This window comes from Kutzneria buriramensis (assembly GCF_003387475.1).
Taxonomy (GTDB): Bacteria; Actinomycetota; Actinomycetes; order Mycobacteriales; family Pseudonocardiaceae; genus Kutzneria; species Kutzneria buriramensis.
Genome location: NZ_QUNO01000002.1, coordinates 387,652 through 410,860, shown reverse-complemented (window position 1 = coordinate 410,860; position 23,209 = coordinate 387,652). Strand labels below are relative to the sequence as shown.

Genomic DNA, 23,209 nt, shown 5'->3' with positions numbered 1-23,209 from the left:
CGCACCTAGGGGCGAGCAGCGGCGGCCCGAAGGACGCCTGTTGGCTGGCGGCGGGTTCGTCGGCGCTGCCCTAGCTTCTGGCCCATGAGCTTGCATGTCCGCGGGCCCCTGGTCGCCCTCGTGGCGGCGGTCGGCCTCCTGGTGGCGACGACCGTCCTGCTCGTGATCGGCCAGCGGTCGGCCGCCGACGCGGCCGTGTCGCCCGGCACGACCGTGCGCGCCTCGGTGCGCAATGACGGATCCCAGGCCACCGGCGGCGGCTCGCAGAACGCGCTGTCGGCCGACGGCCGGTTCGTGGCGTTCCAGGGCGTCCGGCTGGACCCGAGGGACGCCGAGAGCGACTTCACCGACGTGTACGTGCGGGACCTGGTCGGTGGCACCACGACGCTGATCAGCACCGGGCCGGAGGGCGCGCCGGGGCGGGGGAACAGCTCCGAGCCGTCGATCTCCGCGGACGGGCGGTACATCGCGTACACCACCGAGGCCGGCAACATCTCCGACAGCGCCGGCGACGGCCGTAGCGCGATCGTCGTGTGCGACCGGGGTCCTTCGTTGAACGCGCAGTGCGCGACGACCACCGTCAGCGTGCTGCCGCCGGACGTGCGGGTCCATGGCGAGGGTGGCGAGCAGGCGCATTCGCCGCGGCTGTCCGCCGACGCCGGTCGCATCGCGTGGCTCGAGGGGTGGGGCTGCTACAGCAGCGCCGTGCAGCAGGACACGTTGGTGGCGACCACGTTGCACAAGGCGGCCAACGGCGCGTTGTCGGCGCCCGCCGCGACCGACTCCGTGAACGAGACGATGCCGCTGCCCGATTCCCGTACCGAGGACTTCTGCGATCCCGCGCTGTCCGCCGACGGCAGCCAGCTGCTCGCTTCCGTTCGGTACCAGTCGGATCTGACCGACGGCGAGTTCTACGCCATCGTCAGCAACGACCTTCGCTCCAAGAAGGTCACGCGCCTGGACGTAGGCACGGACGGGAACCCGCTCGATTCGCGGGCCCGGTACTTCGAGCCGACGACGTCGAGGGACGGCGGGCGCGTGGCCTTCACGAGCCTGAACGCCGCTGGCGATGAGGCCAGCGCAGTCGTGCACCTCGTCGACCGCGCCACCGGCCCTGGGGCCGTGACGAAGACGTCCGTAGCGTCAAAGGACCTTGCCGGCGCCGAACACGACGGCCGGTATCCGGCGCTGTCCGCTGACGGCCACTACCTGGCGTTCGCGACCGACAGTCCGCAGATCACGGAGAGCACCGGGACCGTGGGTCCGTTCAACTGCTTCCACCCGGAGCCGATCGGCCTGCTCAAGAAGTCCGCCGTGCTGGCGTCGTCGTCCGCGCCCGGGCCGACATTCCAGGCGTGCCAGGTGGTTGTGGTGAACCTGGTGACGTCGCAGCACCCCGAACTGGCGTCCGCCGGCCTGAAGTCCGCTCCTGGGGACGGCGACAGTGTTCTGCCCGTGCTGGCCGGCGACGGCTCGTCGGTGGCGTTCGACTCCGATGCCGATGACCTGGTCACCGGTGACACCAACAAGGCCCGGGACTCGTTCGTGCGGACGTTCCAGCCCGGGATGCTGGCCGACCCCGTCGACTTCGGGTCCGTGACCATCGGGCAGACGGCGGAGCAGACCGTCACCGTGCACCACACCGCCTTCGGTCCGTTGAGCTTCGACCAGGTGACCGTGAACGGGGCTCCGTTCTCGGTGGGTGGTCAGACCTGCACCACCGGGGCCCTGAACGGCGTGGACACGTGCTTGGTGACGGTTCGGTTCTCACCGACGGACACTGTCGCCCGCACCGGCACTTTGACGTTGCGCGCCAAGGGAAGCGGGCGGCTGTTCACCGTCGCGCTGAAGGGCGTCGGCACGCCGGTCGTCCAGCGGCTGCCATCCTTCGCCGCAAGCCCCGATCCCTTGGACTTCGGGCAGCAGCTGCCGTTGGCGAAGAACGTGCAGAAGACGGTGACCGTGGTCAACGGCGGCGCTTCGGCGCTGGTCGTGACTGGCGTGTCCGTGGTTTCGGGGACGCAGAACGGTGACTTCTCGGTGGTGACCAACGGCTGCACAAGTGTCCAACCCGGACAGTCGTGCCAGGTGGTCGTCAGGTTCAGCCCCACCGGTCGGTTGGCCGCGGCTACCACGCCCGATCAGCGGACGGCGGCGTTGAAGTTCGACGACAATGCCGTGGGGTCGCCGCATCTGGTCGCGTTGAGCGGATCCGTGGCGATTCCCTCGATCAAGCTGAGCCCCGAGGTCGGGGCCCCGGGGGCGGTGATCACCGTGACCGGGACCGGGTTCGCTCCCTCCAGCGGGATCTCGGTGCGGTATGCGGGCGGTTTCCCGGAGTCGGCGACCAGTAAGACGGATGGGAACGGCGGTTTCACCACGTCACTGCTGGTGTTCCCGTTGAGCGAGCTCGGCCCTCGTACCGTGCAGGCTTCGGTGGACGGGGCGAATCCCGGGGTGACGGGGAATGCGGACCTGTTGGTGACGCCGGGAAGTCTGACCGCACCGGACTACGACTACAGGCACTGAGGTTCGGACGCCGGCACTGATCGCCCTCGCTGCTGTTCATAGTAGCGAGGGCGATCTTGCGTTGTAGGGTCTTACCGCCGGTGACATGTCGATGTTGATTGACCTGCGGTTTTTCCGTTGTCTCATGGCGATGTCGCTGAGATCAGTCTCAAACTCGTGGCAGTTCCTTGACCGTGGCAGCGTGTGCCGGTTCTTTTCCTGCCATATCTCGGAGTGTCGACTTTGATTGGGCTGCGTATCTCTGGCTAAGAGCTGCCGCAGGGGTCAAGTTTGCGCGCCAATAGGCGGTCACCAGACGGAAACCGGCCCTCCAGCGGCAGGCTCCGCGGTCGACCCTTGCGCACCGGATCCGCCTCCTCGCGCCAAACCGCGGTGATCAGCTTGCGGAACAGTCGCGGGCTCAGTTCTGTGAACGGGCCTGTTCAGAACGGCTCGGACGCCGTGATCACGCCAGCCGTAGCAAGATCATGTCACTGCGCCTTAGAAATAGCCCTTCGTGCCGTCGAGCAGCTCCCGCACGATGTCCGCGTGCCCTGCGTGCCGCCCCGTCTCCTCGACGAGATGGATGAGCATCCAGCGGAGGTTGGCACTGCCGGCGCGGAAGCCGGGGTGGCGGCCGACGTCGTCCAGGGAGGCCGCGGAGACGATCTCGTTACTGCGGGCGCACTGGGCCTCATACTCCGCGAGGAGCTCGGCGACGGGGCGGCCTTCGGTGTGCCAGTCGGCATCCTCGCTCGACTCGTCGAATGACGGGTTCAGCTTCTCTTCTTCGCCGAGGAACAGCACCACCAGCCACGTGTGCTCGGTCCAGCGCATATGGGAGATGAGACCGGCCATCGTCATGGCCGGTGAGGTCGGGATGACCGAGCGGTGAGCATCGTCGTCGTTCAGCCCCTCGCATTTCCAGCGCAGAATCTGCCGCTGCAGGTCCAGCCAGCCGACCAGCGCGGTACGTTCGTCCGCCTGGAGCGGAGGGCGTGCCAGTTCCGATGCCATGTCGATGCACGCTACCGGGGCGGTCGGGAAGGCGCACCTGGCTTTACGGACAGCCCTTAGCCGAGGGCCTTCGGTCCGTAGCGGGTCGTTGCTGCTGCTGCTGTCATGAAGGCCCAGTAGCGGTCTCCGCCGCCTACTCCCGCCGGGTAGCCGGCTGGGCCATTGATTCACGGCAACGAGCCGACCTGGCCACCGCGCTCGGGATGGCCATCGATGCTCGTGGTGCCGCCGGCCGGATCCCTGAGGGGATCATCCACGCGGATCACGGCACGCAGTTCACCTCGTGGGCCTTCACCGAACGCGCTCGCCATGCCGGGTTGCCGCCCTCACTGGGCATGGTCGGAGATCCGTATGACAACGCGGTGGCCGAGGCGTTCTGGGCACGGCTACAGACCGAGCTGTTGGACCGGCAACACTGGAGGACCCGGGTCGAACTCGCCAACGCGATTTTCGAGTACATCGAAGGGTTCTACCACCGACGTCGACGGCACTCCGCCCTGGACTGGTTGAGCCCGATAGAGTCGAAGCCACTCATCCGTCGAGTCGGGTCTCCTCACCAGCGAGTCCGTGAAGCCGGGGCAACATCGAGATGTCCGCCAAAACGGGTCAAGCCCAACGCGGTTCGCGGGGTGGTCCCGTCTACAGGGGGCTTGGGACAAGTGAGCGAGGTCGAGAGTGGTGCGAGGTGCACCGAAAAGCGCTTACCAGACCGTTCGGGAACCGGCCACTCCATCGTGTACTCCTAGCCTCAGCAACGAGAAACGCCTGGTCAGCGCGGCAGAATGGAGGCATGGAAGCGAGCTGGGACACCGCCGCATGGCGGATGGACGACACGCCGCTCTGGCACGCCTGTGGTGAAGCCCAGGACCTTCGTCGCACCGCCTACACGCGGTTGGTGGAGATGGTCGCCGAACTCTGGAACCGCACCGGCCGCTCCAAAGAAGACCGAGTCTCACTGGTCGCACAGGTCCAAACCCAGTTGCGGGTCACCAAGAAGGACGCGTTGCAGATCGTTGCCCACGCGCAACTCTTCGGCCGCGAGGCGGTTCGAGACGCTGCCCGCGCCGGCGAACTGGACGCCGATCGGCTCACGGTGCTGGACCAGACACTGGCTCAAGCGCCGATCCTGGACCGTGACAAGGTCGAAGCGGAGCTGCTTCAGCACTCCAATCTTCAGCTGCACCAGTTCCGCTTGGCCGCCAAACGGATCCTGGTCCTGCTCGACCAGGACGGGCCAGAACCCAATGACGACCTCGCCGCTCCGAAGCGGGAGTTCCACTTCAACAACCGCGCCGACGGGTCGGTCGCGTTCCGGGGCAGCATCGACTCCGAAGCCGGCGCGCTACTGGCCGCCCTGATCAGCCCGTTGGCCAAGCCGAAGGCCGGCGACACCCGCACCACGCCGCAACGCCAAGGCGACGCATTCGCCGACATCATCGAACTGGCCGCCACCAGCGACAAGCTGCCCGACGAAGGCGGCGAACGGCCGCACCTGGCGATCACCATGAACGTGCGGGACTTCCTGGACCAGCTGGGCACGGCGCAGGTCGAGGGCTGCGACCACATCCACGCCACCTCGGCCCGGCGCATCGCCTGTGACTGCAATGCCATGCGGTACATCCTGGAAGAGAACTCCGTGCCGATGAGCATCGGACGACGTCACCGGACCGTGCCGAACGCCATACGACGGGCACTGATCGTCCGGGACAAAGGGTGCGCGTTCCCGGGATGTCACCGCAGACCTAGACAATGCCACGCACACCACGTGATCCACTGGGCCGACGGAGGACCCACCGAGCTCGACAACCTGGTGCTGGCGTGCTCGATGCACCACAGGATGGTCCACCACACCCGGTGGACGGTGGAGATCGTCGAGGGGCTGCCGGCGTTCACGCCACCGGAGCTCAGATCGGGGTGAAAGGGAGTGCCTCGGCGTCCGAGGGGGACGCCGAGGCACGGGGGTCAGCTGCGCTGGAACAGTTCGATCTCGCTGATGGCGACGTCGGTGCCGTGCAGGGACTGGTAGGTGGCCATGACGTGCAGCTCGACGCTGGTGACGTTGTGGCCGTTCTGGACGGTGAGCTCCTGGGGATCGGGCTGGTCCTTGAGCTGGAGGTCGTCGGTCTTGCCGGTGGAGAAGACCAGGTGCAGACGTTCGACGCGGAAGGACTGGTCGAACTTGTCGTTGTCGCCGTTCTGGATGATGGCCTTGTCGATGTTGACGGGGTGGTCGAAGGTGAAGACCAGGGTGGCCTCGCCCTTGGTGGTGGGGGCGGCCCAGAAGGTGTTGCTGACGCTGTCGGCGGCCAGGTCGGCGGGGTGGGTGGGCTCCTCGAAGTTGGCGGTGACCTTCGACGGGTGGACGGGCGAATAGCTCAGTTCCAGAGCCGACTGGGCGTCGGACTGCCACGAGGCGACCCGGTCGTTGACCCAGGTCCGCACGGCGGGCAGCGAACCGTAGGCGAGGCCGCCCAGCACGAGCACCACGGCGACGAGGGCCCGGATGGTCTTGAAGGCGGCCCTGAACGCGGTGCTGGTGGCGGTGCGCTTGGCCCTACGGTCCTTGGCGGTGCGTTCGAGCGCCTTGCGCACCTTGGTACGGCGCTTGGGCAGCAGCTTCCGCCACCACGGAGTCTTGACGGCCTCGGCGGTGAGCAGCGAGGCGCCGCAACGGCTGCAGAACTTCCGGGTGTCGGCGTTGCCCTCGCCGCAATCGCCGCAGATCAAGTCACCGGGACGGAGCCGGCGTGTCGGCGGCCTCCGGACGACAGCGGTGACCCGCTTCTGCTCGCGCTCTGGAAGCACGGACAGCGGCTCGGGCTTGGGGGTGGCGGGAACGGACTGGAGGGGTTCGACTAACGCGGCCTCGACGGGGGGCTTGGGGGTGGGGGTCGGGAGTTCGAGGGAGGGTTCGGGCGCGGCCGGGGAACCGCCGGTCGCCGAAGGGCCGACGGGCGACGGCGGCCCGACGGGTGTGGGCGGGCCAGCAGGTGCGGGCGGAGCCACCGCTCCAGCGGCGGGACCTACGGTCGCCGACGGTGGGCCGGCTACACCGGGCGGACCGACGGGCGACGGCACGCCAGCCGGCGGGCCAGCGACCCCGACCGGTGCCGGCGGCGAACCGACACCAGCCGCTGCGGGAGGGCCGACCGTGCCGGCGGGCGGGCCGGGAGGACCGCCGACACCGGCCGGTGCCGGAGGAGCTGGCGGGGCACCGACGCCGGGCGGTGCGGGAGGGCCGACGGTGCCAGCGGGCGGGCCAGGAGGGCCACCGACGCCAGGCGGACCGGGCGGCTTGGGTGGACCGACAGTGCCGGCCGGTGGGCCGGGAGGACCGCCGACACCGGGAGGTGCCGGAGGAGCAGGCGGCGCACCGACACCGGGAGGGCCGGGAGGCCGCGGAGGACCGCCAACCCCCGGAGGACCGGGAGGACCGGCTACGCCGGGAGGACCGCCAACGCCGGGAGGACCGGGCGGGCGCGGGGGGCCGCCGACGCCGGGCGGGCCGGGACGGGGCGGGCCACCGAAGCCGGGAGGGCCGGTGGGCGCGGGCAGGGGGTCGCGCTCGCCGACGTCCATGTACACGAACGACTGGATCCGCTCCAGGAGACTGCGCTTCGCCGGCGCGGGCTCCTCCGGCTCCGGCTCGACGACGGGAGCCGGCTTGGGGGTGATCTTCTCCCCGGTCCACTCCAGGAACTCACCGCAGGACCCGCAGAAAGAGTCGGCATCCTTGTTGTGGAAGCCACAACTCCGACACACGATCACGACCCCACCACCTCCACCCTGTGCACGACGTGCGCCGGCTTGGCGGCGGACACGACGGCGTCGACGGCACTGACGGACACGGCCGACGGGTCGGCCACGGAAACGCGGACGGCCAGCCGCGGCTGGTCCTGGCCGGGGAAAGGGGCGCCGGGGGTGACGGACCACGCGACGCCGCCGCTGTCGGCGACCTGGGCGCGTCCGCCGGTGAGGACCTCGAGGTTGTCCCGGAGACCGGACACGGTGCCCCGCATGCGATACATCTGGGCGGCGCGGGCGATGGCGGCGCGCTGGCGCTCGACCGGCCAGCTCTCGTCCAGCTCGAGACCGACCCAGCCGGCGAGCCAGGCGAGGAAGTCCTCGGGCGCCAGCGCGGGGTCGAGATACGCACCCAGGTTGTCCAAAGTGGACAGGATGGGAGCCAGCACGTCGTCGAAGCCGCCGACGAACCGGACGGTGAACGGGTCCTCCTGGAAGATGCCGGGCAGCATGGCCGTCAGCGGAACGGCACTCGGCAGACCGGGCACGGTGCCACGCATCAGTGCTGCTCCACTCTCACCTGGTGCTCGAACGAGAAGACCAGGCTGCACGAGTCCAACTCGATGCGCTGGCTCTCTCCTTCCCGAACACCGGTCACGGGGTTGGCGCCGAACAGGCGGACGTCCTCGACCATGTCGACGCCGCGAATCCGCTGCAGCAGACCGAAGATCTCGCCGGACGCAACCGGGCGGCCGAAGGGCCAGCCGGTGCCGTCCGGACCGCCGCTGATGGGATTGAGGTACGCGTACAACGCGGCCAGAGCGTCGGCGCGGACTCGAACGGTGTCGACGCGGGGACGGGCGACGAGGCGGGCGACGACGGTGATGCCACGGTAGCGCGGGGGCTCGACGAGCACCCGGGTGCCGATGAGGCGCACCTGGTCCAGGTGCTCGGCGATCCGGCGGAGCATACCCTCCTCGGGTACCAACTCCCCCAGCTTGATGCCGCCCTCCTCGGACGCGGCCGGCACGACGAGCACCCGCACGGCGCCGGCCTGGACGTCGTCCTCGCCGGCGGTCACACACCGGACCCGCGCCAGCTCGGGGGCGATCTCGGCGACGATGGCCTCGTAGTCCTCGGCGGTGACGGCACGGCTGCGGGTCCGCAGCAGGATGGGGCCGCGGGCCTTGGCCTCGTCGATGGTCTCGGCGTCCACGCCGCCCTTGGCGAACTCCAGGTTCTCCACCCGGTCCACGAACGGGATCGACGACTTCAGCTGCCGGATGGTGCCCTTGCCGACATTGCCCTGACGGCCACCGCCGGTGGCATAGCGCCGAATCCGCACGGTCTCGCCGGCCTCGGGCACGGCGCCGTGCTGACGGACGCTGCCGTCGGCGTCCCGGACTGCGGGGCCGAAGGAGACGGTGCCGGCGACCTCGTCCAGGATGTAGTGCCGATCCGACGGACCGCTCCACGCGAATCCGCTGACCTGCTGCCATTCCTGCCAGCCGTCGTCGGAACTGACCTCGACGACCGGCGACGCCACGCCGCCGAGCAGCGGCACGCGCGACAGCCGGAACTGCTGCCCGGACACGCCTTCCGACAAGCCCAACGCCTCGACGTCGACGATCTCGGCGTGGATCGCGGGCACGGTTCCGCCGACGGTGCAGGCCGACAGGCCCATGATCACCGGGGAGTCGCTGTAGGTCGGGAACTCCGGCGGCACGGCGATCACCCGCGCCCGCAGCCAGCCGGCGCGCTGACCGACCTGCACCGACGCCTCGTGCGTGTCGGGGACGTGGACCAGAACGCCGCCGGCCTTGTTCAGTGCGCCGGTTTCGTCTTTGGAGACAAGGCATTCCGTCCAGCCGGCGCCGGTCCACGCCTCCCACACGAGCGGCGGCTGCTCGGGGTGCACGCCGACACCCTCGACGTGGCAGTCGAAATCGAGCCGGACGACGCAGCTCGGCACGGGGTCGGTCAGGCCGACCAGCAGCACGTCGTCGACCTGCGGCACCATGCTGAACGCCGGGAAGTTGCGGCCCAGCTTGAGTTCCTCGGTGTGGTCGACCGGGGCCTCGTCGCCCACCACGTACGTCGCGACCTGGCTCAGGGCACACGGCACGATCTGGAGATCACGCCTGGTGCTGAACAGGATCGACTCCTCCAGGTCGGTCCGCGGCGTGGCGACGCTGGTGCCCAGGGCCACGCCGACCGAGGTGATCGCGGGCGCGGACAGCCAGAACGTGACCGGGACCTCGGCCGGCGTGGCGGGGATCAGCCGCAGGCCGATCATGTCCAGGAACTTCACGTACAGCCGGTCGGGCACCTGGTTCAGCCGGAACAGCAGCTGGTCGGTCATGTACGCAAAGGTCTCGATGAGCGTCACGCCGGGATCGGACACGTTGTGGTCCGTCCACTCCGGACAGCGGCGCATCACCATGCGCTTGGCGTCGTCCACCAGGTCCTGGAACCGGCGGTCGTCGAGGTTGGGCACCGGCAACGGCATCAGTAGTCACTCCCGTCCTCGGGGATGGTGTAGAACGGGAACACCAGGTTGCGGCGGTCGTTCGTGTGCTTGATCCGGTAGCTGATGTCGATGTACAGCACGCTGCGGTCGTCGGGATCCGGCCGAACGTCGACCAGCTCGATGTCGACCCGGGCCTCCCAGCGCAGCAGCGCGTTGCGGACCTCCTCGGCCAGCTCGGCCGCGGTGGCCGAGTCGGCCGGCCGGAACACGAAGTCCCGCAGCCGGCTGCCGAACGCCGGCCGCATCGGCCGCTCGCCGGGATAGGTGGCCAGGATCAGCCGCATGGCCTGCTCCAGTTCCACCTCGCGGCGGACCAGCTCGATGCCGCCGCGCGGCGACACGCCCAGCGGGAACCCCCACCCGGCGCCGACGAAGTCCTGTGACACCACTGCCTCTTCTCAGTTCAGCTTGATCATCTGGCCCTGCACCTCGACGAGGGCGGGGCTGGAGATCTTGACGCCGGCCTGGCCGGACAGCTCCAGCTGCCCGTCGCTGGTGATCTTCAGGCCACCGGCGCCGGCCTTGATCGTGATGGAGCCCGCCCCGGAGCAGTCGATGGTGAGCGACCCGGCCGGGGTGCGGCTGGCCGGCGGGGCCGGCTTGCACGTCAGCGTGACGGTGCCGCCGACCTGGTCGATGGCCAGCCCGAGGTTGCCGTCGCCGGTGCCCAGCGTCACCGACGACGTGGTCGGCGGCGCGGCCCCGGGCGGACCGGGCGGCAGCTCGTCGGAGAGCAGCAAGCCGTTGCCGGCGGGCGAGGTGATGCCCCGCTTGACCACCGTGCCGGAGCCGTTGACGGCGGAGCTCAGCGGCTCGTACGACGAGTTGTCGTTGACCAGACCGCCGATCACGTACGGCCGGCGCGGGTCGCCGAACTCGAAGCCCAGCAACACTTCGTCGCCAACCTCGGGCACGAACACCATGCCGCTGCGGCGGCCGGCGCCGAGCTGCACGACCCGCGCCCAGTCGGACTCGTAGTTCGGCGACAGCCACGGCAGGGCGACCTTCACCTTGCCCTTGCTGTCCGGGTCGTTGGCGTTGGTGATCACGCCGCACACGAGACCCGCCATCCCCGGATGGGGCTGCGAGGAGCCGGAGGCGAGCTTGAACAGCGACCGGTCCTGGCGTCCGCTGACGTAGAACCTGGTGTGGTAGCCGTTCTCCGCCGGATCGAAGATGTGCTTGGCGTTGGTCACGGTCCAGCTGCCGGCGAACTGCTTGGGCACCTGCGCGACGGTCACCTTGACGCCGGCCTGGATCTTCGGGTCGCCGACGGCGGTGCCCTCGGCCTCGGCGAAGGTGCTGGCGATGTGGTCGGCCAGGCCCTTGGCGGCCTCGTCGGCGGCGGAGTCCGCGGCCGATCCGGTCGCGAGTGGACGGTCGACGACCACGTAGGCCGTGTTGCTGGGCGAGGAGCCGAAGTCGATGTGCGGCAGGCCGGGGATCGGCGGCAGCGCCGGCAGGTGCGGCAGCGGTGGCAGCAGGCCGTCGGTGAAGGAATTGGCCAGCCGGCCGGGATCCTCGCCGTCGATCTGCGCGGTGCCGGTGGACGCCGACGCCGAGCCGACGGCCACCCGCGCGGACTTGGCGTCCCAGACCCGGACCTCGACGTCCGGCGTGATGTTCGCGGCGGAGATCCGGGGGAAGAAGCTGACCAGGTTGTCCTTGAACGTCAGCGTCGGGCCGCCACCGATGCCGACTGCGCTGGCCAACGCGTCCAGCGCACCGCCCAAGCCGCCCGAAGACTGCCCGGATGCCTTACGGAAGAAGAACTCCCCACCGACGACGCCGGTCTCGAAGCCGATCTCGCGCGCGCGGGCCACCAGGAACTCCCAGTCGGTCTGGGCGACCTGCGCGATGTGGGTGTGGGTGGTGCTGGACTCGTCGATGGTCCCGACGTCCAGGCCGGCGTGGTTGGCGACCTGCCGGGCGATGTCGGAGTCCTTCATGTTGAGGAACGTCCGCGTGCGGCGGGCCCGCTGGAGCCGGTGCGCCTTCTCGTAGCCGCGGATCACGGTGTACACGACGGAGTCGGCGCAGATGGCCTCGATGGCGGTGACCTCGCCCTTGATCAGCGACGTGGTGCTGGTGCTGGTCGCGTCGCCAGCGAGGATCTCCACGGCGGTCCCGATGGACAGGCCGGCGTCGTCGGCGACGGTGCCGGCCTCGTCGACGAAGGTGATCTCGAACATGTCCGGCAGGTGCAGGTGCGTGTCGACGACCGCGCGGATCACCTGGCTCTGCACCAGGGGCGACAGCGGCAGGCCCATCACCGCGCCGACCTTGATCGTGGGCCAGACCAGGGCGCTCGCCTGCCCCAGCAGCCCGCCGGGCATCATCGCGCGCTCCCGGCCGTCAGCTCGTCGGCGTTGGGCAGGTACACGGTGGTGCCGGGGCGCACTCGGGTCGGGTCGTCGATGCCGTTGACCTCGGCGATCCGCCGCCACAGCGCGGGAGTCCCGTAGTTGGCGGTGGCGATCGACTGGAGCGTCTCGCCCTGGCCGACGGTGTGCGTGCGCCGGCCCGGACGGCCGCCGGAGGTCGGGTTCATCGGCAGGCTGCCGAGCAGGCTCGGCACCTCGGTCAGCGTCAGGTCGATCGACGCGCGGATGGGGATTCCGGCCGAGGTGAACCGGTTGTAGGTGATCTGGCAGTTGGTCATCCGCACGCTGTACATGAAGCCGATCATCGGCGGACCCCACTGGAAGGTCAGCGTGGGCGGCTCGGTGGTGAGGTTGGCGCCGGCCAGCGCGGCGACCACGGCGACGAGGTTCAGCGCGCTGCCCGGGTCCATCCAGCCCAGCAGCGTGTCGCAGCGCAGCTTGGTGGTCATGCCCTCCAGCAGCACCTTGTTCACGTTGATGGTCGAGTTCTGCACGTTCTGCGTGACCATCGCGTTGCTGCTGCCGTTGGTCGAGCGCGGCGTGGACCGGTTGCCGTTCTGGCTCTGCCGGGACATCTTGATCTCGTTCGGGTTGAAGTCGAACGGCACCACGCCGAAGTTCGCCGGGTCGGTGCAGCGCAGCATCGCCGGCACCCGCGCGCCGGCCAGCGCGGCGGCCCCGATGGCCGCCCCCGCGGCGACGTCCAGCCCGGCCGCGGCAATGCCCAGTGCCCCAGTCACGGCCCTACCTCGCTAACGCTCGCAACACCAAGGTCCGCGACCGCGGTCGCAGTGTTGGATGGTTCCCTCGCAAGCTCGGTCACAGAAACCCCTCATGCACGAGTTGCAGGCTTTCGATGGCCACCCCGAGGGTGCGGGCGTCCAGCTCCGGCCCGTCCCACTTGCTCGGGTACACGTTGCGCAGCGACCAGCTGGCAACCTTCTGCGCCTTGGCGTCGAACAGGGTGATCTGCGCGGTGCCACCGCCGCCGCTGCTGTTGGCGGTCACCCAGCTCGACGCCTTGCTGCTCAGCCAGGCCTGCACGCGCGGCGTGTCCTGCGCGTTCATGGCCCGCTGCAAGGTGATCGGCGGGTACTCGATGCGGCCCGGCAGGTAGGTCGGATGCTGGTAGTCGCCGCCCTCGTACCAGGGCTCGGGCTTGAAGTCCACGCTCAGCCCCGAGCACCGCGCCCAGCCGCCCAGGTCGACGCCGTCGACCGAGACGTGGAAGCGTGTGACCAGGCCGAGCATGGCCATCGGGTTCATCGGCACGGCTCAGCCCCCGTAGCTGACGTCGTCGTCGAGGAAGCCCTCGTGCACCAGCTCCAGTGTCTCGATGGCCACGTTGCTGCCGCCGGCCTCGAAGTTGGCGATGGACCACTTGGCCGGCATGGCGTTCTTCAGGTGCCAGTCCAGCACCTTCTTGGTCGACGAGTCGTGCAGCACGATCTGCACCTCCATGCCGCCCTTGTGGTGGAAGGAGGTCTGGCTCAGCCAGTCCTTGACCTTCTGCGAGTCGCCCTGCGCGGCGGCCCGGGACAGCCGCACGTGGCTGTACTTGGTGGCGGCCGGGAAGTACCAGCGCTGGTTGCCGGAGTCGCCGGCCCGGTAGTCGGCGACGTCCCAGGTCACGTCCAGGCCCTCGGCCTTGGTCCAGCTGCCCAGGTCGTGCTCGCCCGGCGTCACCTTGACGGTGAACCGGTTGGCCAGGCCGATCACCGACTGGTCGTTGAGTGGCATGACGTCTCCCCTATCGGTAGTCGGTCAACTGGCCGGCGCGTTCCCGGTCGACCAGCAGCTCCAGACGCAGCCGGCTGCGCAGCCGCGTGTAGAGCCGGGCGGACAGCTCCTCCAGGTCGAGGTCGTTGATGTCGACCCGGTGGTGCGCGGCGGTGTCGGCGGTCGCGCTGGTGGTGGCGGCGGTGGTGCTGGCGGTGTGCTGGGTGAGGGCCTGCGACTGCGGCTGGCTCGACTGGTGGGCCTGCTGTTGTTGCGGCGTCTGCGATTGCTGCTGGACGGTGTCGCGGTGCAGGTGGTGGCCGTGGTGGGTCAGGCGTCCCAGCACCGCCGCCTCCAGGAAGCCCGCGGTGGAGTCGACCGGCGGCTGGTCCTGCTGCTGTTGTTGCTGCTGCGGCGTGGTGCCCTGGGGCGTCTGCGCCGGAACCGTTGTCGCGGTGGTCTGCGACAACGGTCCGTGCTGCGGCTGGGACGGGTGTTGGGGATCGGGCGGCGCCGGCGGGGCGTGCCGCATCCGTGACGGCCGCAGCCGCGACAGCACCGCCGCTTCGAGGAAGCCGGCGGTCGGGTCGGGCTGGTCCTGCTGCTGATCCTGTTGCTGCTGCGCGGGTAGGCCGAGGGCCTGTCGCTGCTGCGGGGTGAGCGAGGGGTTCTGCCACTCCTGCTCGACGACGCGCCGGGCCGTCTCGGTGGCGAGCCGGTCGACCTCCTGCCGCACCCGGCTGTCGATCACCGGCTGCTGCTGCGTCTGGGGCTGCTGCGGCGGGGTGACGGCCGGGGTGGTGGTGACGGTTGCGGTGGGCGCGAGTTGGGCGTGCGTGTCGACGACCGGCGCTGCAGGCGTGTTGCGGGGCGCGTGGATCAGCGGCTGCGGGGCCGCGGGCTCGCCGGCGTAGAAGCGTTCCACCGCAACGGCTTCGGCCTCCAGCGCCTGGCCGTGCTCGGACGACGGCGACGGCAGCGACAGCCCGAGGGTGCGCTGCTGCACGGCGTGCACGAGTTCGTGCGCGATGAGGCCACGCGCCTTCGGCGAGGTCACGGGGCCGGCCTCGTCCGGCAGATGAACCTTGCCGGCGCGCGTGAATGCCCGCGCGCCAAGGGATCGCGCCTGCGCGGACACCACCGGGCCACGGACCACCGGTACGTCGGCGACGTCCACGCCGTGCGTCTGGCGCATGGCCGTGGCGAGCTCACCCGGCACCGATTCGTGGATCAGCGGCGTGGCTTCTTGCGTCGTCGGAACGTCCGGTGCTTGCGGCTCCGGCGTGGCAGGCCGGTGCACGAGTTCCGGCACCTGGTGGACAGGCTCGGGTGGGTGGTGGACGGCCGCTGGAGCAGGCTCCTCAGGGTCTTCGTCCTGGGTGGCATTCTGTTGCGAGGCGGGGGAAATCGGCGCGCCGAGGCCCAACCGCCGGGCCTGCCCCAAGGTCATCCGCCGCTCCGGCTTGGGCTTCACCACCGGCACGGGTGGCGGCGGAGGCGGCGTGGGCGTCTCCATGATCGGCAGCGGCAGGTCCGGGATGCCCGGCTCGTCGCCCTGCTGCTGCATCATCCACGCCGGCGGGGTGTAGCGCAGCCAGGCCGGGGCGCGGTGCGGAACCCTGGGCTCGCGCGGCTCCTCGACGTGCTGTTCGTCCACATAGGTCAGTGGCTCGGGCTCGACGGGAGCCTCCGGCCGGACGACGACCCGCCGCCGGACCGGCCGGTGCACGACCTCGGCGGCGGCGCGCTCGAACCGCACCGGCTTCAGCACGGAGGCGATGCCCTGCACGGAACCGCGCAGCGCCGGGTCGCTGGCCGGCATCGGCTCGCGCCGGCCGGGCAGCGGCGGCAGCACCGGGGCGGGGCCGATGACCAGCGGCGCCTTCGCGGCGAAGGTGGCCGGCAGCGGCGGAAGGGCGGACCACTCCCGGTGCTGCGGGCGCTCGACGACACCGGACTCGACAGCACCGCGCTCGGCGACGGCCGAGTCGGCGACCGGCTCGCCGGTCTCGGTGGCACGCCTGCGGAACGGCCAGCGCATCCGCCCCTCCCCTCCTACATCTCGTTCTGCTCCGCCAGCTGGGTGTGGATGCGGCCGATCTCGGCGATCATCCGCTGCCGCACCGGGTGCTCCAGGTCGAGGATCGAGCCGAAGGTCCAGTGCAGGTAGTAGGCGACGTACGCGACTTCCTCCCAGATCCGGTCAGCCGCGCACGTCAGAATCCCCCCGGCGCATCACCGGCGATGTCGACCCCGAAGTCCTTGCCGCAGTGCGGGCAGCTGACGGCGACCTCGGTGTGGCCGTCCTGGTTGATGCGCCGGTACAGGTCCTGGAGGAAAGCCAGGTCCGAGGCGAACAGGTTCTCGATGACGAACGTGTCCACCGCGGACAGTTCGCCGAGCTCGGTGACCGTGCGCTCCAGCAGCAACACCGTGAGGTACGCGGGGTTCTGCTTGGAGCGCTGGTCGGCCTGCGTGGTGATCTCGTCCCGGGCCGTGGCCAGCCGCATGACGCCGTTGCGGTGCACCCGGCCGTTCTCGTCCACGTAGCCGCGCGGCAGCGTGAACGGGTACTCCGTGCGCAGCGTCTCCTGCACGGCAGTCACGGCGCCACCCGCTGGATGTGCTCGCAGACCAGGGTGACGGTCTCCATCAGCACCTCGCTGGCGCCGGCCTTCAACGCGCCGATCTCCAGCTTGGCCGGCCACGCGTGCTCCAGGTGGTAGCGGGCGACCGGCTTGCCGTCGGTGGAGTACATCACCAGCGAGCAGCTCTTGCGGGCGGCCACGATGTCGCCGTTGAGCACGGCCTCGTGCCACGCCCACAGCTCCATGCTGGTGTTCTTGCCGCGCTTGAGCACCAGCGTCGGCGGCTTGGTCTTGCCGGGCAGCTTCTTGAGCACCACGGCCTTGTCCGTGGACTCCATCAGCTCGACCGCCTCGACCTCGGTGGTGATGCCGAGCAGCTCCGCGAAGGAGGCGATCTCGTAGCCGTCGATGGTGATGGAGAAGCGGGCCGCGGTGAGCGCGTCGCTCGGTTGGTTGGGGCCGAGTCCGGCAGGCATCTTCGTGTCTCCTTCGTGGACGGTTCGGGTTTACTCTTCGAGCGAAGCGCCCTCGGAGAACTGGGAGATGCGGAACACCACGAACTCGGCCGGTTTGACCGGCGCGATGCCCAGCTCCACGGTCAGGATGCCGGCGTCGCGGTTCTCCGGCGGGTTGTTCTCCTCGTCGCACTTGACGAAGAACGCCTCGGCCGGCGTCCGGCCGAACAGCGCCCCGTCCCGCCACACCCGGCGCAGGAACATGGTGATGGTCCGCTTGACCGAGTCCCACAGCTTCGGGTCGTTGGGCTCGAACACGACCCAGTTGGTGCCCTGGAGGATCGACTTCTCGACGTAGTTGAACAGCCGCCGCACGTTGAGGTAGCGCCACTCCGGGTCGCTGGACAGCGTGCGCGCGCCCCACACCCGGATGCCCTGGCCGGGGAACGCCCGGATGCAGTTGACCGACACCGGGTTGAGCGTGTCGTGCTCGCCCTTGGTGATGTTGAGCTCCAGCGTGACCGCGCCGCGCACCACCTCGTTGGCCGGGGCCTTGTGCACGCCGCGGTTGGCGTCGTTGCGGGCCCAGATGCCGGCCATGTGGCCGCTCGGCGGCACGAAGACCTGCTTGCCGGCCACCGGGTCGGCGACCTTGATCCACGGCCAGTACATGGCCGCGTACTTGGAGTCGTAGCCGGTGAAGTCCATCCGCCATTCCTTGACGCGCTGGGCGTTCAGGCCGGGCGGGGTGTCCAGGATGGCCACGCGGTCGGACATCAGCTCGCAGTGCGCGATCATCGCCAGCTGCACGGCCTTGACGTCGTCCAGCGACAGCTTGCCGTGCTGGTAGGCGGCCATCAGGTCCGGCACGCACAGCATGGTGACGTTGTCGATCGCCTCCAGGCCGCCGAAGCCGGTGCGGTCGGCGGAGTCGCCGACGTAGTCGTTGGCGCTGACCGGCGCGTCGCCGCCGGCGGGCAGCGCGACCTCGCCGACCTGCGGCACCGCCAGCACCTTGCCCTTGGTGTCCTCGACGGTGATCAGCTTGGACTGCGCCTTCACGACCGTGACGACGTTGTTGGCGCCGCGGCGGGTGGTGACGTTGTCGAAGGTCTCGACGGGCTGGCCGCCCTGCTTGACCACCAGCTTGAAGCTGTCGTCGGTGGGGTCGCCGGCCGGCTGCACCTCGACGCTGAGCCCGGCGGTGTCGGCCTGCTTGGCGGACACGGTCAGCGCGACCCGGCCGTCCGCCGCGGACGGCAGCTCGGCCACCGGCGCGGCGCCGTCGCCGTCCGCGACCCCTCCGACGCGGACGACGTACGCGGTGCCGCCACCGTTGAGGAAGTACCCGTAGACGGCGTGCGCGAGGTGGTAGCCCTCGACGAAGTCGCCGAAGGAACGCTTGAACTGGGTCCAGCTGGTGACCAGGACCGGCTCGTTGACCGGCCCCTTCTCGGCGAATCCGACGAAGGCGGCGACCGCGGTCCCGACGGCCTCGATCGGCCGCGAGCCCGATGAGACTTCCTCCATGTACACGCCGGGCGCGAGGTAGCTGCTTGGCATCGGGCCCTCCCTGACAGACACTTGCGACGACGAAATCGTGACCGGGAAACACCCAGATTCACAGCGACGGTGGGGCGCGACCTGGGGCGGCCAGGACTGCACCTAGGGGCGAACCGGTCGGGTCCGAAAGGACGCCTGTCCGCCACTGCGATCGCCGGCGGCCGAACCGGACACTTCGTGGTGTGATCCCCACCGTCGACCAGGCGCTGCGCGACCTGCTGCGGAAACGGCTGCCGGACGGCACCGCCGTTCTGCTTGCCGTGCCCGATGGCGGCCAACCCGCCGTCTCCCTCACGCTGTTCGGGCTGCGGGACGACGCGCGCGGCCGGTCCGCCGGCTGGGACGACGTGCGGGCCGCGGACGGCACGCTGCTCGGTCGGCGGCCGCCGACCCGTCGCTACGAACTGTCCTATGTGGTGCAGGCGCACGCCGCCGATCCCGAGACGGAGCACGACCTGCTCGGGCAGGCGCTGATCGCGCTGACCGACGAGGACACCGGGCTGGACCTCAAGATCGGCGCGGCGATGCCGAGCGAGCTGGGGTTCCCGCCGCGGGCCTCCTTCGTGCTGACGGTCAACGCGGCCTATGTGCCGCCGGTCGACACGGAACTGGCCAAGCCCGCCGACGAGATGCACCTGGGCGTGGCGAGGACCGTCCGGCCGCCGGCCGCGCCCGTGAACGGGAAGACCTGGGCCCGCAAGCGGATCGAGGAGGCGGAATGAGCTTCGGGGCCAAGCAGGGCGACCAGGTCGTCGGCACCGACACGCACATCATCATGGTGCCGTCTCCGGGTGGCCCGGTGCCGACGCCGATGCCGCTGCCGTTCACCGGCAAGATCGTCGGCAACTGCAGCACGAACGTGATGATCGGCGGCATGCCGGCGGCCACCGTCGGCAGCACCGCGATGAACTCGCCGGTGCACATCCCGCCGGGCGGCACCTTCCAGACGCCGCCGACCAACCAGGGCACCGTGATCGCGGGCAGCGGCACCGTCTTCATCAACAACAAGCCGGCCGCCCGCGTCGGCGACAAGGTGAACACCTGCAACGACCCTGCCCCGGCGCCGACGAGCTCCATCGTCGGCGCGGGCACCGTGATGATCGGCGGTTGACGATGACAGAGCCCTGGGAGCCGGTCAGCCACAGCGAGACCGTGGGCATGGTGTACCAGCACGACAACACCAGCTGCTGGGCCGCCGGCATCGCCATGCTGGCGGGCTCCGACCTGGACACGGTGCTCGGCGAGTACCGGGACGTGGCCATGACCTGGGACCGCATCGAGCCGATCGCCCTGCAGTGGGGCGTCCGGGAGATCTACCCGGCGTGCGCGATCCCGCCGTACTGGGCGACCGAGCTGTCCAACCACGGTCCACTGTGGATCGTGATCAAGCAGAGCGCGCAGGGCACCGTGAGCCACGCCGTGGTGCTGTACGGCATCTGGTCGGACGGCACCATGGCCGGCACCTGGATGTACTACAACGACCCGATCCACGGTCCGCAGCAGCTGGACTACGACACGTTCGAGCGCTCGTTCGAGCTGGGCGCGAACTCGCGCGCCAACATCTTCGCGACCCGCTAGGAGAATCCCGATGACCGACACCACACCACAGGTCAGCCAGAGCGACTTCGAGCAGGCGATGCAGGCCGACGCGGCCAACTTCGCCAGCTACACCGCGAGCGACGAGCTCGCCGGCACCGGGCCCGGCGAGGAGACCATCGGCGGCGACAGCGCGGTCGACACCATCGTCAACGTCGGCAAGACCGTGATCGACCTGCTGCACAACACCGCCACCATCAACGCCACCGAGTACGCCAACGCGGTGCCGTCCGGGGTGGACCCGATGTCGCTGACCGGCTGGGGCTCCGAGCCGCACAGCATCAGCCTGCACTTCAAGGCGTCCAGCGAGTGGTGGCGGGTCTGGCAGGCCGACTACGACTTCCTGGTCGGCATCTCGTTCTACTACGGCGCCAGCCACAACGGCGTGGGCCGCTACCTGGACTACGTGGCGCCGTGGATCCAGGTCAACTACCTGCCGCCGGACTTCTCGGTGGACGTGCGGGCGATCGTGCCCAACCACGCGATGAACCGCGGCGACGCCAACTCGGGGCCGATCGCGGCGCTGCCGATCCAGCTGAACGTCCAGCTGAACGGCTTCTTCTCGCACCTGGTCAGCTGGAACCAGCACTACAACGCCGAAGTGGTGGGGACGGGCGCCGGTTACTGGCACTGAACCGGCAGACCGAGAGGGGCGGCCGTCCGCGCCGCCCCTCTCGGTCAGAACAACGAATGCCGTGTCAGATCAGGCCTTCCCGCAGCGCGTACGCCACGGCGTGCGGCCGGTTGCGCAGATGGAACCGGTTGGTGATGTCGTGCATGATCGCCTTCACGGTGCGCTGCGAGTAGCACAGCTGCTCGGCGATCTCCTTGGTGGAGTAGCCCTCCGCGACCAGGCGCAGCACCTCGGTCTCGCGGGCGGAGGTGCCGCCCAGGTGCAGCCCGCGCGGCTCCAGCACGTTGCGCTGGAGCCGGGCGACCCGGTCCAGCAGCCGGCCCAGCAGGTCGGGCGGCAGCGCGCCCTCGCCGGTGTTGACCGCCTGGGCCAGCCGGACCAGCGCGTCGGCGTTGATCTCCGCGCGGCGGGCGACGGCGCAGACGCCGTTCTCCACCGCGGTGAGGATCTCGTTGTCGTCGATCTGGCCGGCGATGAGCGCCACCTTGGTGTGGCCGCCGCACTGCAGCGTGCGCAGCAGCTTGACGGCCTGGTCGTCGAGCCGGTCGGCGACCACGAAGACCACCGCCGATCTCGCCTCCGCCGCGTCCTCGTCCACCAGCCGGATCTCCGGCCTGGTGCGCAGCGTGACGGCGACCCCGCCCTGCAGGATCGGATCCGTGGCCCGCACGAGCACCGGGACCCGGGTCAGCGTCGTTGCCGCCGTGTCAGTTTCCATCTCGCCTGTCTCCTTCGGCTTCAGCGTGCGGACGGCTCACAGGAGTGGCCGCCCGAAGCTGGGAGACCTGGGCGGATCGAGGAACAACAACTTTTCTCCAGAAATTTATGGTGACTTCTCTGCGTCACGAGATGACGGACCAACTCACACTCACCGTGATGGCCTGGCCGCCGGTCGCGGTGTACACCACCTTCGCGCCGCCCGCGTTGTCGGAGCGGGTGAGCGAAATGGTGGTATCCACCGTGTCGTTCGCGGCAAGGGTGCCCGCCGACGGTGAGATCTTGATGGCGGGGTCGGCGCTGGACGCGGTCCACGTCAGCGTTCCCCCCTTCGACGAGACCCTGACCGTGCCCGGCCCCGCGTTGAGGTTGATCTCACGCGGAGTGACGCCGAGCGTGCCCGGCGGCGGCGGGGTCGACGACGACGGTGTGGTGGTCGTGGTCGTCGTCACCGCCGATGTCGGCGGGGTCGTGGTCGTCGTCGTGATGGTGGTCGTGACCACCACCGTCTTCGGCGGCACGGCGGCCGCCTTGGTCGTGGTGACGACCGTGGTGGTCGTCGGATCGGTCGTCGTCGTGACGGTCGTCGTCGACGTGTCCTCGGTTGTCGTCGGCACCGACACCGGCAGCGTCGTCGTCTCCGACGGCGGCAGCGCCTCGTTCTGGTCGCGCGGGGCCGGCGCGAACATGTAGATGCCCAGGGCGATGATCAGCACGCTGACCGCCGCGATCGTGACGTACGGCGGTCGATATCGGCGCACCTGGCTCACGGGGAAGCCGTCGCGCCGAAAGGGGCCGGCGCGTTCGGCCAGTCCGCGCCGGTAGCTGACCAGCTCCGGGTTCTCCCGCTGCTGCGCCACCTTGTCGGCGACCTCGCCGCCGGCCACCAGCAGCGGGATCATGGCCAGCAGCTGCTTGGCGTTGACCCGCCGCTTCTTGTTCTCGCCGCAGGTCTCACAGTTCTCGATGTGCCGCGCGATCCGCTTGCGCAGCAACGGGGTCATCCGACCATCCCAGCTGCGGAGCATGTCGTCGAGCACCCCGCACGCCGCCCGCCCGGTGCGGGCGATGATCAGCGCGCCCAGCGACCGCTCGAACTGCTGGCGGGCCCGGGACAGCAAGGCGTTGGCGTGATTGACGGACACGTCCAGCGCCGCGGCCAGGTCCTGGCCGGTCAGGCCGTGCGTGCCGGCCAGCTCCAGCACCTCGCGCTCGCTCGGGTTCAGACCCTCCACGGCGTCGCGCACCAGCCGGCGCATCTCCTCCAGCCGCAGCTCGCCGTCCACGTCCTCGGCCGCGGCCGGCACGTCGCCGGCCTCCTCCAGCGCGACCAGCCGGCGGTGGCTGCGCCGGCGGCGGTGGCACTCGTTGCGGGCGATCGCGTACAGCCAGGGGCGCAGCCGTTCCGGGTCGCGCAGTTGCGCGACGCGCTCCGTGGCGACGATCAGTGTGTCGTGCAGGACGTCGGCCGCCGCCTCACGGTCCTGCAACTGGGAGACACAATAGGTGTAAAGGGGGTCGGCGTACCTCTCGTAGAGTTCGGCCCACCCCTGCCGGTCGCCTTCCACGATGGCGCCGACAAGCTGCGCGTCCTGCACGATATAGAACCGTAGGGTCGGAACGCGGGATTGACGATCGACTGAGCGGAGCCTTCGGTTGCGGCCGAACCGCCGTTAGGGAAATCCCTATGCGCCTGTACACATGTCACGCGACGGTCTCCATTGAGTGACAGATCGCTTGACAGAGTACCTGCG

General features: G+C 69.9%; 22 protein-coding genes and 2 pseudogenes. 7 read left to right on the top strand and 17 right to left on the bottom strand.

Translation table 11 applies throughout. The features are described from left to right. The first annotated feature begins 84 nt into the window (after positions 1–84). Positions 85–2,529 (top strand): choice-of-anchor D domain-containing protein, encoded by a 2,445-nt coding sequence (locus BCF44_RS06555; protein WP_147328405.1) that lies wholly within the window; start codon positions 85–87, stop codon positions 2,527–2,529. A gap of 262 nt (positions 2,530–2,791) precedes the next feature. Here BCF44_RS06555 and BCF44_RS57420 read toward each other — a convergent pair. Together BCF44_RS57420 and BCF44_RS06545 are read right to left on the bottom strand one after the other, a co-directional pair. After that, positions 2,792–2,933 (bottom strand): annotated as a pseudogene (locus tag BCF44_RS57420) (IS5/IS1182 family transposase); the annotation flags it as partial. A gap of 76 nt (positions 2,934–3,009) precedes the next feature. Then, the gene (locus BCF44_RS06545; protein WP_116173210.1) at positions 3,010–3,525 is read right to left on the bottom strand and encodes a DinB family protein; all 516 of its coding nucleotides are present in this window, start codon (positions 3,523–3,525) and stop codon (positions 3,010–3,012) included. Between the two features lie 119 nt (positions 3,526–3,644). Between BCF44_RS06545 and BCF44_RS57415 the strand changes: the two are divergent. Together BCF44_RS57415 and BCF44_RS06535 are read left to right on the top strand one after the other, a co-directional pair. Continuing rightward, positions 3,645–4,040: pseudogene (locus BCF44_RS57415) on the top strand (transposase); the annotation flags it as partial. A 275-nt stretch (positions 4,041–4,315) separates the two neighbouring features. Then, on the top strand, positions 4,316–5,443 hold the full coding sequence (locus tag BCF44_RS06535) for an HNH endonuclease signature motif containing protein (RefSeq protein ID WP_170217368.1): 1,128 nt from the start codon (positions 4,316–4,318) through the stop codon (positions 5,441–5,443). A 44-nt stretch (positions 5,444–5,487) separates the two neighbouring features. Here the strand turns inward: BCF44_RS06535 and BCF44_RS06530 are convergent, their stop codons facing one another. From BCF44_RS06530 to BCF44_RS06470, 13 genes are all read right to left on the bottom strand, one after another. Continuing rightward, the gene (locus BCF44_RS06530; protein WP_116173206.1) at positions 5,488–6,252 is read right to left on the bottom strand and encodes a discoidin domain-containing protein; all 765 of its coding nucleotides are present in this window, start codon (positions 6,250–6,252) and stop codon (positions 5,488–5,490) included. 1,037 nt (positions 6,253–7,289) lie between these two features. Next, on the bottom strand, positions 7,290–7,829 hold the full coding sequence (locus BCF44_RS06520; protein WP_116173203.1) for a phage tail protein: 540 nt from the start codon (positions 7,827–7,829) through the stop codon (positions 7,290–7,292). Then, a complete protein-coding gene (locus tag BCF44_RS06515) occupies positions 7,829–9,778 on the bottom strand; it encodes a putative baseplate assembly protein (RefSeq protein ID WP_116173201.1) in 1,950 nt (649 codons plus the stop codon). Before BCF44_RS06515 ends, BCF44_RS06520 begins: the two co-directional genes overlap by 1 nt. Continuing rightward, the gene (locus BCF44_RS06510; RefSeq protein ID WP_116173573.1) at positions 9,778–10,185 is read right to left on the bottom strand and encodes a GPW/gp25 family protein; all 408 of its coding nucleotides are present in this window, start codon (positions 10,183–10,185) and stop codon (positions 9,778–9,780) included. The genes BCF44_RS06515 and BCF44_RS06510 overlap by 1 nt, the downstream gene beginning before the upstream one ends. A 12-nt stretch (positions 10,186–10,197) precedes the next feature. Next, positions 10,198–12,138, bottom strand: coding sequence for a phage baseplate assembly protein V (locus tag BCF44_RS06505; protein WP_147328403.1), 1,941 nt, complete (start codon positions 12,136–12,138; stop codon positions 10,198–10,200). Further along, positions 12,135–12,923, bottom strand: coding sequence for a CIS tube protein (locus BCF44_RS06500; RefSeq protein ID WP_116173198.1), 789 nt, complete (start codon positions 12,921–12,923; stop codon positions 12,135–12,137). Before BCF44_RS06500 ends, BCF44_RS06505 begins: the two co-directional genes overlap by 4 nt. A gap of 79 nt (positions 12,924–13,002) precedes the next feature. Further along, entirely contained in the window at positions 13,003–13,449 is a 447-nt protein-coding gene (locus BCF44_RS06495; RefSeq protein ID WP_116173196.1) for a phage tail protein, read from the bottom strand. Between the two features lie 9 nt (positions 13,450–13,458). Next, positions 13,459–13,923, bottom strand: coding sequence for a phage tail protein (locus tag BCF44_RS06490; protein WP_116173195.1), 465 nt, complete (start codon positions 13,921–13,923; stop codon positions 13,459–13,461). A gap of 10 nt (positions 13,924–13,933) precedes the next feature. Next, positions 13,934–15,943 (bottom strand): eCIS core domain-containing protein, encoded by a 2,010-nt coding sequence (locus BCF44_RS06485; protein ID WP_116173193.1) that lies wholly within the window; start codon positions 15,941–15,943, stop codon positions 13,934–13,936. A 14-nt stretch (positions 15,944–15,957) separates the two neighbouring features. Further along, positions 15,958–16,101 carry a DUF6760 family protein gene (locus BCF44_RS58925; RefSeq protein WP_342775581.1) on the bottom strand — a complete coding sequence of 48 codons (144 nt, stop codon included), beginning with the start codon at positions 16,099–16,101 and terminating at the stop codon, positions 15,958–15,960. Positions 16,102–16,118: 17 nt separating this feature from the next. After that, entirely contained in the window at positions 16,119–16,508 is a 390-nt protein-coding gene (locus BCF44_RS06480; protein ID WP_116173192.1) for a phage tail assembly protein, read from the bottom strand. Next, complete coding sequence (locus tag BCF44_RS06475) at positions 16,505–16,966, bottom strand: phage tail protein (RefSeq protein ID WP_116173190.1); 462 nt, start codon at positions 16,964–16,966, stop codon at positions 16,505–16,507. Before BCF44_RS06475 ends, BCF44_RS06480 begins: the two co-directional genes overlap by 4 nt. Positions 16,967–16,996: 30 nt before the next feature. Continuing rightward, the gene (locus BCF44_RS06470; protein WP_116173189.1) at positions 16,997–18,508 is read right to left on the bottom strand and encodes a phage tail sheath family protein; all 1,512 of its coding nucleotides are present in this window, start codon (positions 18,506–18,508) and stop codon (positions 16,997–16,999) included. Between the two features lie 182 nt (positions 18,509–18,690). Between BCF44_RS06470 and BCF44_RS06465 the strand changes: the two genes are divergently transcribed. From BCF44_RS06465 to BCF44_RS06450, 4 genes are read left to right on the top strand one after another with little or no spacing between them, the layout of a single operon-like run. Continuing rightward, entirely contained in the window at positions 18,691–19,230 is a 540-nt protein-coding gene (locus tag BCF44_RS06465) for a Pvc16 family protein (RefSeq protein WP_170217366.1), read from the top strand. Next, the gene (locus tag BCF44_RS06460) at positions 19,227–19,619 is read left to right on the top strand and encodes a PAAR domain-containing protein (RefSeq protein ID WP_116173186.1); all 393 of its coding nucleotides are present in this window, start codon (positions 19,227–19,229) and stop codon (positions 19,617–19,619) included. The genes BCF44_RS06465 and BCF44_RS06460 overlap by 4 nt, the downstream gene beginning before the upstream one ends. Positions 19,620–19,621: 2 nt before the next feature. Beyond that, positions 19,622–20,086: a papain-like cysteine protease family protein gene (locus BCF44_RS06455; RefSeq protein WP_116173185.1), complete on the top strand. Its 465-nt coding sequence runs from the start codon at positions 19,622–19,624 to the stop codon at positions 20,084–20,086. 10 nt (positions 20,087–20,096) lie between these two features. After that, positions 20,097–20,738 carry a hypothetical protein gene (locus BCF44_RS06450; protein WP_116173184.1) on the top strand — a complete coding sequence of 214 codons (642 nt, stop codon included), beginning with the start codon at positions 20,097–20,099 and terminating at the stop codon, positions 20,736–20,738. Positions 20,739–20,802: 64 nt separating this feature from the next. On the opposite strand, the gene BCF44_RS06445 is transcribed toward BCF44_RS06450, so the two are convergent. Continuing rightward, positions 20,803–21,456 carry a helix-turn-helix transcriptional regulator gene (locus BCF44_RS06445; RefSeq protein ID WP_116173183.1) on the bottom strand — a complete coding sequence of 218 codons (654 nt, stop codon included), beginning with the start codon at positions 21,454–21,456 and terminating at the stop codon, positions 20,803–20,805. A 124-nt stretch (positions 21,457–21,580) separates the two neighbouring features. Beyond that, positions 21,581–23,053: a sigma-70 family RNA polymerase sigma factor gene (locus BCF44_RS06440; RefSeq protein ID WP_116173182.1), complete on the bottom strand. Its 1,473-nt coding sequence runs from the start codon at positions 23,051–23,053 to the stop codon at positions 21,581–21,583. Positions 23,054–23,209 lie beyond the last annotated feature (156 nt).

Excerpts from the sequence above, each read along its gene's own strand:
- BCF44_RS06455 (WP_116173185.1), top strand. The coding sequence starts at position 19,622 with ATGACAGAGCCCTGGGAGCCGGTCAGCCACAGCGAGACCGTGGGCATG.
- BCF44_RS06470 (WP_116173189.1), bottom strand. The coding sequence starts at position 18,508 with ATGCCAAGCAGCTACCTCGCGCCCGGCGTGTACATGGAGGAAGTCTCA.
- BCF44_RS06515 (WP_116173201.1), bottom strand. The coding sequence starts at position 9,778 with ATGCCGTTGCCGGTGCCCAACCTCGACGACCGCCGGTTCCAGGACCTG.
- BCF44_RS06475 (WP_116173190.1), bottom strand. The coding sequence starts at position 16,966 with ATGCCTGCCGGACTCGGCCCCAACCAACCGAGCGACGCGCTCACCGCG.
- BCF44_RS06460 (WP_116173186.1), top strand. The coding sequence starts at position 19,227 with ATGAGCTTCGGGGCCAAGCAGGGCGACCAGGTCGTCGGCACCGACACG.
- BCF44_RS06520 (WP_116173203.1), bottom strand. The coding sequence starts at position 7,829 with ATGCGTGGCACCGTGCCCGGTCTGCCGAGTGCCGTTCCGCTGACGGCC.
- BCF44_RS06490 (WP_116173195.1), bottom strand. The coding sequence starts at position 13,923 with ATGCCACTCAACGACCAGTCGGTGATCGGCCTGGCCAACCGGTTCACC.
- BCF44_RS06450 (WP_116173184.1), top strand. The coding sequence starts at position 20,097 with ATGACCGACACCACACCACAGGTCAGCCAGAGCGACTTCGAGCAGGCG.
- BCF44_RS06505 (WP_147328403.1), bottom strand. The coding sequence starts at position 12,138 with ATGATGCCCGGCGGGCTGCTGGGGCAGGCGAGCGCCCTGGTCTGGCCC.
- BCF44_RS06545 (WP_116173210.1), bottom strand. The coding sequence starts at position 3,525 with ATGGCATCGGAACTGGCACGCCCTCCGCTCCAGGCGGACGAACGTACC.
- BCF44_RS06535 (WP_170217368.1), top strand. The coding sequence starts at position 4,316 with ATGGAAGCGAGCTGGGACACCGCCGCATGGCGGATGGACGACACGCCG.
- BCF44_RS06555 (WP_147328405.1), top strand. The coding sequence starts at position 85 with ATGAGCTTGCATGTCCGCGGGCCCCTGGTCGCCCTCGTGGCGGCGGTC.
- BCF44_RS06485 (WP_116173193.1), bottom strand. The coding sequence starts at position 15,943 with ATGCGCTGGCCGTTCCGCAGGCGTGCCACCGAGACCGGCGAGCCGGTC.
- BCF44_RS06445 (WP_116173183.1), bottom strand. The coding sequence starts at position 21,456 with ATGGAAACTGACACGGCGGCAACGACGCTGACCCGGGTCCCGGTGCTC.
- BCF44_RS06495 (WP_116173196.1), bottom strand. The coding sequence starts at position 13,449 with ATGAACCCGATGGCCATGCTCGGCCTGGTCACACGCTTCCACGTCTCG.